Origin of the sequence: Acinetobacter terrestris, from assembly GCF_004331155.1 — a bacterium.
GTDB classification, from domain to species: domain Bacteria; phylum Pseudomonadota; class Gammaproteobacteria; order Pseudomonadales; family Moraxellaceae; genus Acinetobacter; species Acinetobacter terrestris.
On record NZ_SJNZ01000031.1, the window covers coordinates 1 to 13,925 of the forward strand.

At 39.3% G+C, this 13,925-nt stretch carries 15 protein-coding genes and 3 tRNA genes; 7 read left to right on the forward strand and 11 right to left on the reverse strand.

Translation table 11 applies throughout. The features are described from left to right. A partial coding sequence (locus E0H81_RS14020) for a transposase (RefSeq protein ID WP_171458601.1) occupies positions 1-229 on the forward strand: 229 nt, incomplete at its 5' end. A gap of 78 nt (positions 230-307) precedes the next feature. On the opposite strand, the gene E0H81_RS14025 is transcribed toward E0H81_RS14020, so the two are convergent. Then, complete coding sequence (locus E0H81_RS14025) at positions 308-3,073, reverse strand: M16 family metallopeptidase (RefSeq protein WP_131319755.1); 2,766 nt, start codon at positions 3,071-3,073, stop codon at positions 308-310. Between the two features lie 138 nt (positions 3,074-3,211). Then, positions 3,212-4,033 carry a PhzF family phenazine biosynthesis protein gene (locus E0H81_RS14030; RefSeq protein ID WP_131319757.1) on the reverse strand — a complete coding sequence of 274 codons (822 nt, stop codon included), beginning with the start codon at positions 4,031-4,033 and terminating at the stop codon, positions 3,212-3,214. A gap of 220 nt (positions 4,034-4,253) precedes the next feature. Here E0H81_RS14030 and gloB point away from each other — a divergent pair, with 220 nt between their 5' ends. Beyond that, complete coding sequence (gloB, locus tag E0H81_RS14035; protein WP_131319759.1) at positions 4,254-4,985, forward strand: hydroxyacylglutathione hydrolase; 732 nt, start codon at positions 4,254-4,256, stop codon at positions 4,983-4,985. Between the two features lie 21 nt (positions 4,986-5,006). Here the strand turns inward: gloB and E0H81_RS14040 are convergent, their stop codons facing one another. After that, positions 5,007-5,279 (reverse strand): hypothetical protein, encoded by a 273-nt coding sequence (locus tag E0H81_RS14040; RefSeq protein WP_131319761.1) that lies wholly within the window; start codon positions 5,277-5,279, stop codon positions 5,007-5,009. 472 nt (positions 5,280-5,751) lie between these two features. Between E0H81_RS14040 and E0H81_RS14045 the strand changes: the two genes are divergently transcribed. Beyond that, a complete protein-coding gene (locus E0H81_RS14045) occupies positions 5,752-5,955 on the forward strand; it encodes a hypothetical protein (protein WP_067723371.1) in 204 nt (67 codons plus the stop codon). 173 nt (positions 5,956-6,128) lie between these two features. On the opposite strand, the gene E0H81_RS14050 is transcribed toward E0H81_RS14045, so the two are convergent. From E0H81_RS14050 to E0H81_RS14070, 5 genes are all read right to left on the reverse strand, one after another. Next, positions 6,129-6,213 (reverse strand) — tRNA-Leu (locus E0H81_RS14050). A gap of 38 nt (positions 6,214-6,251) precedes the next feature. After that, a tRNA-Trp gene (locus E0H81_RS14055) sits at positions 6,252-6,325 on the reverse strand. 33 nt (positions 6,326-6,358) lie between these two features. Next, a tRNA-Leu gene (locus E0H81_RS14060) sits at positions 6,359-6,443 on the reverse strand. 104 nt (positions 6,444-6,547) lie between these two features. Next, positions 6,548-7,375 carry a serine/threonine protein kinase gene (locus tag E0H81_RS14065; RefSeq protein ID WP_244926547.1) on the reverse strand — a complete coding sequence of 276 codons (828 nt, stop codon included), beginning with the start codon at positions 7,373-7,375 and terminating at the stop codon, positions 6,548-6,550. Continuing rightward, entirely contained in the window at positions 7,365-8,876 is a 1,512-nt protein-coding gene (locus E0H81_RS14070) for a DUF3336 domain-containing protein (RefSeq protein ID WP_131319763.1), read from the reverse strand. Before E0H81_RS14070 ends, E0H81_RS14065 begins: the two co-directional genes overlap by 11 nt. Positions 8,877-9,062: 186 nt before the next feature. Here E0H81_RS14070 and E0H81_RS14075 point away from each other — a divergent pair, with 186 nt between their 5' ends. Together E0H81_RS14075 and E0H81_RS14080 are read left to right on the forward strand one after the other, a co-directional pair. Further along, complete coding sequence (locus E0H81_RS14075) at positions 9,063-9,935, forward strand: ATP-binding protein (RefSeq protein WP_131319764.1); 873 nt, start codon at positions 9,063-9,065, stop codon at positions 9,933-9,935. A gap of 314 nt (positions 9,936-10,249) precedes the next feature. Continuing rightward, entirely contained in the window at positions 10,250-10,816 is a 567-nt protein-coding gene (locus tag E0H81_RS14080) for a DUF4385 domain-containing protein (protein WP_131319766.1), read from the forward strand. 349 nt (positions 10,817-11,165) lie between these two features. Here E0H81_RS14080 and tsaD read toward each other — a convergent pair whose 3' ends face one another. Then, complete coding sequence (gene tsaD / locus E0H81_RS14085) at positions 11,166-12,182, reverse strand: tRNA (adenosine(37)-N6)-threonylcarbamoyltransferase complex transferase subunit TsaD (protein ID WP_131319768.1); 1,017 nt, start codon at positions 12,180-12,182, stop codon at positions 11,166-11,168. Positions 12,183-12,327: 145 nt separating this feature from the next. On the opposite strand from tsaD, the gene rpsU reads away from it, so the two are divergent. After that, positions 12,328-12,543 (forward strand): 30S ribosomal protein S21, encoded by a 216-nt coding sequence (rpsU, locus tag E0H81_RS14090; protein ID WP_001136722.1) that lies wholly within the window; start codon positions 12,328-12,330, stop codon positions 12,541-12,543. A 34-nt stretch (positions 12,544-12,577) separates the two neighbouring features. Continuing rightward, positions 12,578-13,024, forward strand: a complete 447-nt coding sequence (locus E0H81_RS14095; protein ID WP_067864208.1) for a GatB/YqeY domain-containing protein — start codon at positions 12,578-12,580, stop codon at positions 13,022-13,024. Positions 13,025-13,097: 73 nt separating this feature from the next. Here the strand turns inward: E0H81_RS14095 and E0H81_RS14100 are convergent, their stop codons facing one another. Then, on the reverse strand, positions 13,098-13,460 hold the full coding sequence (locus tag E0H81_RS14100) for a hypothetical protein (protein WP_131319770.1): 363 nt from the start codon (positions 13,458-13,460) through the stop codon (positions 13,098-13,100). Between the two features lie 81 nt (positions 13,461-13,541). Next, a complete protein-coding gene (locus E0H81_RS14105) occupies positions 13,542-13,910 on the reverse strand; it encodes a GFA family protein (protein WP_131319772.1) in 369 nt (122 codons plus the stop codon). Positions 13,911-13,925: the final 15 nt, after the last annotated feature.

A 13,925-nucleotide genomic window follows, 5' to 3' on the forward strand; every position in this document is an offset into this window, starting at 1 on the left:
TGTAGTGGTTATGGATAATGCAGCATTTCATAAAAGAGCAGATATTCTGGAGTTATTGGAACAACAAGGGCATAAAATTCTTTGGCTTCCTGCATACAGCCCTGATTTAAATCCTATAGAACAGATGTGGGCATGGGTTAAACGTAAGCGTAAAGAATGGTTGATCGACTCAGTCGATGAATTATTTCGAGTTTTTTTCGAATCCTGTATGGATAATAAAGTAGTTTGACTATATTGAAACAACAATAAAAAAATCCCCCACTCATGGAGGATTTTAAAATTTTTGCTAAAAAATATTTCGAGCAGTTTATTTTACTTTTTTACCATACTGATCCGCCATAACTTCAATCAGCTGATCCAGCTTTATGTATTTCTTGATCACTGCATCCACATCGGCTTTAGTCAATTTTGCCAGTGCCTGATCACGCTTTTCACGGAACAATAAATCACGATCACGTTCTAATTGCGGCGTTAACATTTGATGAATATTGCGCTCATCTTCCAAAGTCGTCACACGTTTTTTCAGGATATTGGCTTTCGCTGCTTCCAGTTCTTGCTCGGTCACACCATTCGTCAGCAAGTCATTTAAGACTTTACGCACGCCTTGTGAAACTTGTGCCGATTTACCTGCCGTGTAATTGGCATCAATGGTTAAGGCACCAGAATCGACCCAGTCATCCAGTTCAACATCGCTGCCAAAACCATAGACCAGTGCATTTTTTTCACGTAATTCCTGAGCTAAACGTGAAGAGAGTTGTGAATCGCCTAAAATATAACTAAATACGATTAACGCAGTAGCATCGGAATGATTTGCACCAGCAGGGAAAGTCAAAATAGATTGATAACTGCCGAATTCACGCTGTTCGGATAAAGCATGAATTTTCTGTGCCGGATACGCTTGATAATCAGAGCTGAGACGTTGATATGGCAATTGTGCTTTCCAACCCGAAAACTCTTTTTGTACTAATGCGAGCATCGGTTTGGCTTGATAATCACCGGTAATTGCGATTTGTGCATGGTTGCTGACAAAGAAATCCTGATACAACTTTTTCACTTGCTCAACCGTGGCAGCTTTAATTTGTTGCTTGGCAAGATCCGGCTCAAAATGGTAACGCAAATCGCCGGGTTGGTAGGTTTCGAGCAGTCGGGTCATGGTGAGCGCAGCAACAGTTTCAGGCTCGGTATAGGGACGATCTAATGCAGATAAAGTTTGCGATTTGATCAAGTCAAACTGTGATTGTTCAAACTTCGGATTTTTCAACACCTGCATCATAAATTTGAAATAATCATCAAACTTTTCTTTTTTCGCCACAATCTGAATGCTAATACTATTGGCGGATGCGGTTGCAGTAGCACCACCACCCGCTTCAATTGATTTATCCGCAATATCCTGCAAGCTATATTGATCAGATCCACGCAATAATAAATATGCCATCAAATCGAGCACTTCACCTTTATTAAATAAGGATTTTTCCGTACCAAAATCGACAGAAATGGTGGCATAGGTTTTGTCATCACGTGTCGTTGTTGGATATAACGCGTACTTAATTCCATTCTGCAATGTTCCGCGTTGAATTTTCTTTTCAGTATCGACTAAATACTGTTTCGAGGTTTTAACATATTCGGTAACCTCTTGTTTATAGACACTACTATCCTTTAAAGGTTCTTCTTTGATATCGCTTTGATCAAGCGTTTTAGGCTGTTCAGATGCCTGTTTTTGCTCTAGTGCTTTTTTCTGATCTTCTGGAGTTGGTTTGATATCCCCTGAAATACGATGTTCAGGAACTAAAAACTGGGTTAGGGTTTGATTGACCTCAGAAAGTTTGAGTTTTTTTACATTATCCAGATCAGTAAAATATTGTGACCAATTGCCTTGATAAGAGACGTAATAATCACTCAAGCGCCCACCCAATGCTGCAGCATTAGTCTGGATGTTGTCTGCCTGATTCTGAATCAGATTTTTTACCCGGTTCAGCTCGGTTTCATTGAATGGCTTGTTTTTCTCTACCCCTGAAACCAATTCCGACTGGACTTTCTTCGCATCATGATTTGGGGCATACACAGCGCCCATAAACACCAGATTAAAGTCTTGATCCAACCATGTGGTGGACTGAACCCCGGTACTTACCCCTGTTTCGACCACACTTTGATAAAGATGCCCGCTCGGCTGCATGGTATATAAATATGGTGCCAAAGCGAGTGCAGACTTGATCTTTTCATTCTTGCCATTCAGATAAATATTGAATTTGGCCAGATCACTGCCCTTTTGTACCAGAAAGTTTCTGTTCTGGATTTTGGCTGAATCCAGTACCGGGACTTTGGTTTGGGCTGGAACTTGACGTGCCGCAATTGGACTGAAGCTTTTATCAATCTGTTTTAACACTTCAGCTTTATCAAATTTACCTGAAATCACCATCACCGCATTATTCGGTGTATACCAGGTACGGTAAAATTTATTTAGCTCATCCATTTTAATGGATTGTAATTCGTTTAAGTCGCCAATCGGTAAACGCCCCAGATATCGATTGCCATAAGCTGACTTCCACATCTGGTCCATCATGACCGAAAAAGGTTGATCCATGCGAACTTCACGTTCACGTTTCACAATCGAAATTTCAGAAGGCACGAACTTTTCTTGCAGCACCAGTTTATCCATCCGCTCCGCTTCAAGATGAATCACTTCATTAATTGCATTCTGTTCTGGGCGAATAATATTGGTATATTTAGTTGAATAATAATCGGTGCTGGCATTGGTCATTAAAGTGTATTGATCCAGACGGCGCTGAAACTCTTCGCCTTTAATGTTCTGTGTGCCTTTAAATGCCAAATGCTCTAATAAATGCGCCAAGCCCCCTTTACCTTGTGGATCGTTTAATGAACCAGTGAGATAAACGGTATTCATAAACACTTTATTTTCTTTGTCATTTTGCGCAAGCACCACACGCAAACCGTTATCTAATTTATATTCCTCAATCTTCTGTTGAGATTTTACTAAAACAGGTTGTGACCAAGCGGTTGCACTCATGCCGACAAATAATAAAGAGATGGTAAGTTGTTTAAACCGCATTAACATAATTATTCCAATTTTATTCCACAATATGAATTTTTATAACCCACGACATCTTAGGAAATGCGTTTGATTTTTAGTAGTAGTTTTTTGAAAAAAGAGCCGTTTATTTCAACGGCTGTGTAGCAAATTTATTCATCCCTTTTATAGATACAGCTCTGCCTGCATATATAGTTTTGCATAACCTGAAATTTCAATCCGTTCATTTTCAAGCACAACACAATGCAATTCCCCGCCACGTTTTGATGCCTGATATGCCAGGATTTCACTTTTAGCAAGCTTTTCAGCCCATAGTGGCGCAATGGCGGTATGAATTGAACCGGTAACAGGATCTTCATCAATACCATTGGCAGGGGCAAAATAACGTGAAACACAGTCATATTGCCCAGCTTGTGCAGTTAAGGCCAAATCCACACATGTCCCTTGCGCTGTAATGGCAGTTCGAATGCGCCCCAATTGTTTCAGCAATTCCAGCTTTGGCGTTTCATCGATAACATCTTGCGGGTTTTCATATTCCACAATATAGGCCTGGCTATTCAAATAGACATTTTTGAAGGGCTTGCTTAAAGCTTGAGTTAAAACCCCAGGGTAAGTTTCAACTTTCTCTGCACGGCGAATCGGAAAATTCATTTTAATTTTGCCATCCGCTTCTTGGCTGACCACAAAGATACCCAGATTTTTCACATGAAATTGAATGACTTTTGCAGAGGTGCAATCTTTAAACAGCACAAAACTGCTGGCCAAAGTCGCATGTCCACAAAAGTCCACTTCTGTGGTCGGCGTAAACCAGCGGATTTCATAGTTCTCTGCATCAATGACTTTCACAAAGGCCGTTTCAGACAAATTGTTTTCCAATGCAAGATTTTGCATTAGTGTTTCATCTAACCATTGTTCAGTCACAATCACCGCTGCGGGATTGCCCTTAAACAGCTCATTGGTGAACGCATCTACCTGATACATTTTCATATCAATTTATCCCATTTTATTTATCGCCATTTTAGCGATTGAAAAACCTGAATATAGAAAAAGATTTTAAAATAATTTCTATAGATCACTTTTTGACAAAACCCAGATACTCACGGCTTTATTGAAAATTAAGTTTTCTTATTGATTTGCGATCTTCTACTGGCAAAAAATCGACTTTAACGCTAGCTTATTCATATCTCTCTCATTGATCGCCTATCTCATGACTTTTCAAATTCATATGATTGATGTCAAAAATCAATTACAAAACTATATTTGGTTATTAGAGCATACGCCGAGTAAGGAAGTTGTCGCGATTGATCCAACCGAAGCGCATCTGGTAGACGCCTACTGTGCAGAAAACAATTTAACGCTGAGCCAGATCTGGCTGACCCATTGGCATAAAGATCATACGGGCGGCGTACCCGATCTTTTACTCCATCGCAATATTCCTGTTTATGGTCCACGTGATGAGTTGAGTAAAGTTCCTTTTATTAGCCATCCTCTGCAACATGATGCCCATATTAGGTTCCATGATTTAGATATTGAAGTTATTGCCGTACCGGGTCATACACTCGGACATATCGTCTATTTTATTGATGCTATAGATGTTCTTTTTTGCGGTGACACGCTTTTTGCGATGGGCTGCGGTCGGGTTTTTGAAGGCACATATGAGCAAATGTATCATTCGCTTAACCGTTTAGCCGCTTTACCTGCACGAACCAAAGTCTATTGCACGCACGAGTACACCCTTTCCAATGCAAAATTTGCCTTACATGCAGAACCAGACAATCTGGCGATTCAGCAGCGTTTCGAAAAAGTCGAAGCACAACGTATGCTCGGTCAATGCACGCTACCCAGCACAATTGAACTGGAATTAGATACCAATCCATTTTTAAGAGTTGAAAGCGTGGCTGAATTCCAACGCTTACGAGAATTAAAAGATCATTTTTAATTTGTAGCGAATATGGAAGCTTTATAAAATTTGATGCGTTTGCGCGTAGGCGTCCAACTCAGTTTGTGTCACCACACGGGCCATATTCATTTCATCAACCCGAACCAAAAGCAAACCACCTAAGGCAGGCTGATAACGTCGGGCACTGCCAAAAGGGGTATAAGACACTTTTGATTGTTCCGCAAAGATCAGCCAATCTTCATGTCCCAGCATGACAGCAATAGGAATTAAATCTTGTTGCTGCATCTTTTGAATTTGATTCAATACATTTTGTTCAATGGTTTCTGGCGTCATTTCAGTCTAATTATCTTAATCAGGATTACACAGGGCGGAATTCAAAAATTTCCTGTACAGAGCGATATACTTTAGCGTCTTTCTAGCCCAGAAGCACTGCCATTTTTTTTCATGGTTATAGAATTGCTTATAAGACAATCATGATTTCCCCGACTTAGTTTGGTATTGCTAAACAATCCCTCAAAAATCACTCAAATATAAAAACTTTACTACATTAAAAATTGTGTATAAATATTTCCTTTCCATATAAATAAAAAATTTTATTAAAATCAACAATATATATAAAAATATATCAAAATCCGGATAAGTTAGATCTTCATTTTCAGCTATTCTTTACTCAATAATCGCTGCTAAAAAATACAAATTATTTATTTCATAAAAAACAACACAAAGCTACCCTTTAAAAAAAAAACTGCATCCCTATTATTAATTTAATACTGCAATGTATCTAATATACACAAGGAGTTCTCTCGTGAAGAAAGTTGTTAAGGCAAAAAATTTAATTGCATTTCGTATCTGGTTAGAAAAATTAGGCTATTCGGTAAAAACATTAACCGACAATCGCGGATTTACTTTTAGTTTTAAAAAAGAATATGGTTTGGTGACCTGTGATTTGGCGGGTAATTCCCTGGCGATGCAACTGGGTGAAGAATTTGAAGATCACTTAAAAGCTTAAAAAAATATATTTCACGTTTGAATCGAGATAAAAATAACTTATTAAAAATATATTTTTCAAAACATCTTTTCAGAATCATCTTTAAAGCCCCTCTTTGGGGCTTTTATATTTTATCTTTCATTTATTTTAGGCAATAAAAAAGCAAGGTATATAACCTTGCTTCAATATCTAGATGGTGGGGACGGAGAGACTCGAACTCTCACACCTTGCGGCGCTGGAACCTAAATCCAGTGCGTCTACCAATTTCGCCACGTCCCCATCAGGGTACTAACATAACGTTAGATTTTTTTAAAACTTGGCAGAGGATCAAGGACTCGAACCTTGACGAACGGTTTTGGAGACCGTCATGCTACCATTACACCAATCCTCTATAGCCTTATTACCAAACAAGTTTGATAATAATTGGTGGGGACGGAGAGACTCGAACTCTCACACCTTGCGGCGCTGGAACCTAAATCCAGTGCGTCTACCAATTTCGCCACGTCCCCAATGGCTGTGTATATTATAGAGATCGATTCATCCTGACAAGACCTTTTTATGAAAAATCCACTTGTTTGTTTAAATAAAAAACAAAAATAGTTTTTTTGTATTTTTATTGAACATTTTCAGTGAGTAAGCCCTGTTTTACCGCGTAAATACTGGTAAATCTCTGCTCTTTTTGCTTTGCCAGCATCCCAGCTAGAAGCTTTTCAAAAGGTGCGAAATGTTCCGGAAGTTCAATACTTAACCGTTGGCAATGTAAATACGCCCAATCTTGATAATTTTCCGCTGTTAAACGCTGCCCTGTGAGCCATTCATAAAAAACAATTCCCAAAGCATAAATATCGGTCTGTACCGTTTTTTCTTCGGCATGAAAAAGTTCAGGGGCCATATAGCGTGGAGTTGCAGTCAAACTTTGCACATTTTGGGGTGAATTAATTTTTTGGACCTGTTCAAAATCAATCAGGCACACGCGTTGCTGGTATTGAACAAAATGCTCTCGCTTTAAATCTGCATAAATCCAGCCGAGTTGATGCAATTGATCCACTACATCCAGAACGTCTAACAACGTCTCTTTAATCTCATTCAGCGACATGCCAGCACAATCATTGAATAGCGGTTCAGCATGACTCAAAATCAAGGCGGCTCTCCCCGACTCTGGTTGCCCATCCGTTTTTAAATGAGCAATCACTTGAAAGGGTAATAAAAAATCAGGCATGGTGTCGGAAGAATGGGGTTGATCTGCATATTGCTGATAAAAAGCCAATTCATTTAAGAATCCAGCTTCATAACTTTGATTTACATTGCCTGCTTGTGTTTTTAGCCAGTAGTGTTGCTGCTGATATTCAAAGCTAAATAAAGAACGCCCAAAAGTTAAACTTTTGGGCTTGGTCTTTAAAATCAAATTAAAGCAATTTATATCTTCAGCATTAAACTGCAATGAATTCTGCTTGTTTTTGTGCGGGATCATCTTGGTAGTTTAAAAGTTCCAGACAATGGAGAATGGTTTTACCCACACGGGCATGGGTTTCAATGGTGGTTATTTTAGGCCAAGTCGCCCGCTCACCCTCACGTTGCAACAATTTGAACAAGTATGGTCGCGGGTTCTGAAACATATAACTATAGTGTCGCAAGCTATAATCACCGACAATATTTACATCGCCATAATAACCCTGATCAATCACACCAAAACCATGATCGAGCAATCGTCGCACTGGTGGAATTTTTCCAACCCGGCCACGGGCAAAGTCCATAATTCCTTTGCTAATCACCTTGCCCTGACGGCGAACAATCCGTTCTGGCCAACTCAATAGATCTCGACGGTAGCGCTCAACATCACTTTGCATAAACGGCACAATATGAGGATTGACCTGACTGGCGATGGTGTAATTTAAATTATACAGTCTCGCCATTTTCTCTTGCGGGAAATCACTGCGCACACTGCCATCCACCCAACGTGTATTTGCCATATAAGGGGTGAGTTGACCATTTTGACGCTTACTGGTGAGTTTAACCGGTGGAAATAAAATAGGCACAGCGCAGGATGCCAATACTGCACTCCACACCAGCAAATCTGGCGAGGTATAGGCATTCAAAATCCGGGCTTCTTGTGAAGCATCATAAGGGGCAACCGCCACATTAATATGCAAACCGGAAATTTTAAACGCTTCCTCAAAGGTCACATCACCCAAATTCTCAATCAAAAATTTCTTGAGGTATTTCACGTCGGCAACGCCACCGTTGCCTTTTAAAATTTCGCTAAATTTACGAAAATGAAAAGCTTCACTAAAGAAATTTTCACCATTTAAAAGACCTGAAATATCGGATGGTTTTGAAGTGCCTAACATCGCGGTCATAATGGCACCCGCACTTGAACCCGATAAAACCTTGGGCATTAAATCTTGTTCCAGCAATGCCTTACACACACCTGTATGAAACAATCCCAAGGTCGCACCACCTGAAAACATGATGGCAGGTTGCCCATATGCCTGTTTACAATGTTCGAAAAATTCAATTTTCTCGGCCCGACATAAACAAGAACACGATTCTGAAGCAATGTAGGCCAGACTTTCACTGACTTCTTCCACATAATCTTCTATGATTTTTTTTGTTCCCACATATGTGGCAGTAAACAACATTGGATTTGCGATATTGGCAATATCATAGCTTAGACCTTCACGTAATATGTACATGAGATCTTCAGTACGTTTTTGGAAACGGTAGCGTCTTAAGCGGCTTAACCGCTCTGATATAATTTCGGCATCAAAATAAGGTGAACAGTTATCATATTTCCATTCCTGAGCGCCCGTTTCTTCATCTATTTCTAAGGCGATACTTTTCCATTCTTCATATGTTTCAGCTGTTTCCAGTTGGCGCTTTAATTTTTTTATGCGATACGCTTGATGTGGATTAATATCCTGTGTGAAATCTTTAAATAGCATATCTATCCCTCAAACACTTTCATTTTTATTTCGCCTTTCTGACAGCTTATCACACATAACATTGACAGAAAACTCAAGGGATGGTGATTGCAAAAATGCCTATTCCATTGGCAAATCATGACTATTTGATATACAGTTCTTCAGTAAAACTCCCCTTTTACTTTTACACGTATAAGCTGAACAATCATGGCAACAATCGATTTACCTGAGCATATTTTACAAGCACTTTCTAATGTACTCCAACAACTCCAGCAAAATTTACCAGAGCTGAAACAGCAAACCGACTTTTCAGCATCTGCTTTTAAATGGCAAGACCAACAATTAAAAGCCATTCAGCAGCCTAAAAAAATGTATTTGAATGATTTAAAAGGTATTGAAAGACAAAAAGAAAAAGTGATCCAAAATACCCTGCAATTCCTCAAGGGCTTACCGGCTAACGATGTTTTACTTACTGGCTCACGTGGTACGGGTAAATCATCCATTGTCCGTGCCCTACTCACTCAATACGAAGCAGAAGGTTTACGTTTAATTGAAATTGAACGTGATGATTTGTCTGACCTCCCCCTTATTCAGAAGCTGATTGAAAACCGTCCTGAAAAATTTATTGTCTATTGTGATGATTTAGCCTTCAACGCAGAAGATGAAAATTATCGCAGTCTAAAAAGTGTTTTAGATGGTTCATTACAATCTGGTTCAAGTAATTTTATTATTTATGCGACCAGTAACCGCCGTCATTTACTGCCCGAATTCATGCATGAAAATACACCGGTAACGCGGGTTGATGTTCCACAATATAACGAATTACATCCTCAGGAAGCGATTGAAGAGAAAATTTCGTTATCTGATCGTTTTGGAATGTGGTTGTCGTTTTATCCTATGGACCAAAATTTGTATTTGGAAATTGTGGAACATTATTTAGCAAGAGCCAATATAGCTCTGGATGAACCTACACGTGCCGAAGCATTGCGCTGGTGTCAGGCTCGCGGGCAGCGTTCAGGGCGTGCAGCCTATCAGTTTTCTAAACACTGGATTGGTTCACAGCAATTAAAATCGTTATAATTTTTCATCATTTAGCCATTTTCAATCCCATGTTAAATACTGAAATAATGATCTAAATTTCACATCAAGAGGGTTGTATATCTTGATTTCAGTGATTACAGTTTGTAAAAAATTCTGGATTATTTACACTTCCAGATCCTCTCCCTAAAAAACTTGAATCATTTTATTTGGACGATATAAACAACTATTGTGATGTCCATTGCAATTTTGACATATCAAAGTCCAGCAAAATGCTTCAAACTCGGCAAAACCTCTTGAGAGTCGCGAATATTGTTCATTATTCAGTGGACTCTCTCATTTCAAGGAATCTCCCAATGACCAATAACGAACAAGATTCATTAACGCCTAAGCCTGACGCCCAACCATTTTCACGCAGCTTTGACTTTTCTCTCGACTTTGAAAAGATTAATTTTAGAAAGCGTCCAGAGTTGTATCGCATTGGTCGTGGTGAAGAAGGTGTTTTATTGGTTGAACCGTATAAATCTGAAATTTTGCCGTTGTGGCAATTTGAAGATGAAGCTCAGGCCACTGAAAGTAGCGCGAAAATTTTTGCATTATTTCTAGATTATTTAGAGAAAAATGATTTTGTTGGCGCAGACATGGCAAGAAAGTTTTTGTTGATGGGCTATACCCGTGCGCGTCGTTATGCACATCATAAAAAAGGCACCCACAAAACCGGCCGAAAAAATAAAGGCGTTACACCTAAAGTTAAAGTAGCACTCAATGATGCTGTTACAACTGAAAAACAGCCACGTAGCACTGAAGATCAGGTGAAAGCTACTGTTGCGAAAATCTTTAAAGATAAGAGCGATCAAGCAAAATTAAATCCCAAATACAGTGAGCTTAAAGAGCAATTCAATGAGTTGATCCGTCAGGATTAATTGAATGCTGTCATTGAACTATCAATGATCGTTAACACTTAAAGAGCAATTTCAAATTTAGAAATTGCTCTTTTTTCATTGTCTCAAATCATTTTTCAACGTATAGCGTTTCATGGCCTTGTTCTACAAATCCAAGTCCAGGCTTGCTTCACTTTTATGATTGAAATCAACAAAGAAGTCTTTCTTCTTATAAGAAGTAGCAATGCAGCCATCCCCCAAGCTGAAATACTAGATATTGGAAAAACTCCAAAGCTATATTCAAGATAACAATCAACTGTTTCAAGTCATAAATGCTGAAACAAGCCCGATAAAAAAAGAGGCATTGAGCCTCTTTTAAAATTTTTAAAACTTATGCTTCTGTAGGATTGGTCAATTCAGTCATCGGCCAACGCGGAGTCGTGGTCACAGACAAGCCATCACACTGCCCTGCTTTTAAACGTTGATAACCGGCAAAGGCAATCATTGCGCCATTATCAGTACATAAAGCAGGTTCTGCATAATATACTTGTGCCTGAATTTTAGCTAAGTCTGCTTCTAAACGTTCACGTAAACGCTTGTTGGCACTGACACCACCTGCAATTACCAAACGTTTTAAACCTGTTTGCTTGAGCGCTTTAACCGACTTTTTCACCAAGGTATCCACCAAGGCTTCCTGGAACGATGCTGCAATATCCGCTTCACGGTTCTGACCTTCAACTTTTTTCAATTGAATTGAAACAGCCGTCTTTAAACCACTGAATGAAAAGTCCAGACCTTGATGCAACATCGGACGTGGGAAATCAAAGGCTATTGCGCTACCTTGCAATGCCAATTTAGAAATATTTGGCCCGCCTGGATAGGCCAAGCCCATCATTTTCGCGACTTTATCGAAAGCCTCACCCGCTGCATCATCAATCGATTCGCCAAGCAATTCATATTGACCAATACCGTGCGCTGCCATGAGCTGGGTATGGCCACCAGAGACCAATAAAGCGACAAACGGAAACTCTGGTGGTGTAGCTGATAATAAAGGTGCAAGCATATGGCCTTCCATATGATGTACACCAATGGCCGGTTTATTCAGTGCAAATGCCAGGGTACGACCGAATAATGCACCCGTCATTAATGCGCCCATCAGACCTGGACCACGGGTATATGCAATGGCATCAATTTGTGATTTTTTGATATTACTTTGTTCAAGCAACTGATTAATTAAAGGAATTAATTTTCTTACATGGTCACGTGAAGCCAGTTCAGGAACAACACCACCATATTCTGCATGCAGTTTAATCTGACTATATAACACCTGTCCTATCAAGCCGACTTCACTGTCATAGAGTGCTAACCCAGTTTCATCACAAGAAGTTTCTAAGCCAAGAACGATCATTAAACTGCCTTTTACCCGTATCTAAATATTGCTAAAGCTATTATAGACTTGTGATATGAGATGTAAATGAGTAAAATACTGTCCTTCACTTGTGATCTAAGGCAATCGTGCCATAGATCTTATCCATAACTTATGAGGATTCTTCATGCCACAAGTTAAATTGAAAGAAGGCGAACCAGTAGACGTAGCCATCCGTCGTTTCAAACGTTCATGCGAAAAAGCTGGTGTTTTAGCAGACGTTCGTAAACGCGAATTCTACGAAAAACCAACTCAAGAACGTAAACGTAAAAAAGCTGCTGCAGTTAAACGCTACCAAAAGAAATTGGCGCGTGAGTCTGTACGTACTACTCGCCTTTACTAAGATTAATTTGTGATTGACTGCCTGGACAAGATAAATGACTACTTTAAAAAACCAAATAACGGACGTTTTGAAAGCAACTATGCGTGCCAAAGAAATGTCGAAGTTAACGGTAATACGTGGTCTTCAGGCGGCAATTAAGCAAATCGAAATCGATGAGCGCAAAGAGCTTGACGATGTTCAAGTTCTTGCGGTCATTGAAAAGCAAATCAAACAACGTAAAGATTCGATTAAAGCCTTTGAAGGCGCTAATCGACAAGACTTAGCTAGTAAGGAACAAGCCGAACTTGAGATTTTATCTCAATTTCTACCAGCAGCTATGACTGAGGAAGAGCTTGATTCTATCATTGCGCAGACTATTTCTGCTCAAGAAGCTACTAGCATGAAAGATATGGGTAAGGTGATGAATTCTCTGCGTCCGCTCATAGCCGGGCGCGCCGATCCTGCACAAGTTTCAGCTAAAATCAAAGCTAAACTTGCATAACCCCACTTCTATATAATTCTTGATTTAACGTTGAACTGCCTTTACTTAAAGACAGTTCAGGCGTATTTCCTTCTTATTTCAGATCACACTGAATATTATATTTTTTCAACATCAGCATTTCTTTTGATGCCATCACTTGATGAATCACATCCTGCTTGGTCATTTGTCTAAATTGACGGTCTAAAGAATCCCGGTTTCGATCCGCTGCTTGATACAGCTGTTCCACGTAATTAGCTACGATTCCGCAGAATTGAACGTGCTGTTGTGAAGTAAAACTGGTTTGCTGAGCATCCAAGCTGTTAAAAAAAATTCTGACGTCCTGCTTATACTGTTCAGAAATTTTCTCCACCGATGTTACATATTGTTCAACACCTGCCAAGGCAATATTTGATGTCGCACACCCCATTAAAAAACAACAAAATAATATTTTTTTCATAATTCAATCAATACTGTTCATCGTTAGAAATATAAATCCAACCTAAGATTATCATAGACTTGAAGTTTCTAGATGCAGATTTTATTCATCAATATGCAAAAAAGATGGCTTGTATTGGCTATAAGCTTGCTCTGTAGGGGCGGGTAATTTACCTGAAGTAACCGTTCCCAGGCGCAAACGAATAATTTCAGGCAAATCTACCCGATAAGAATAAATTGGACTAGCGCATTCCTGACAAAAAACCCGTGCCTTATTTGGGCTATGAAAATATTCTTTTAGAAATTTAATGCCACTGCTAATTTCAAATTTGGATTTTTGCAAAGGACTGTTCCAGCCAAAAATTGAACCTTGAGCCATTTGACAGTCTTTGCAGTAACATATGATGGTTTTTTCAATTTCACCATGATAACGATACTTCACTATTCCACATAAGCATTGACCTTCTAGCATGCTTAACTCCTTTTT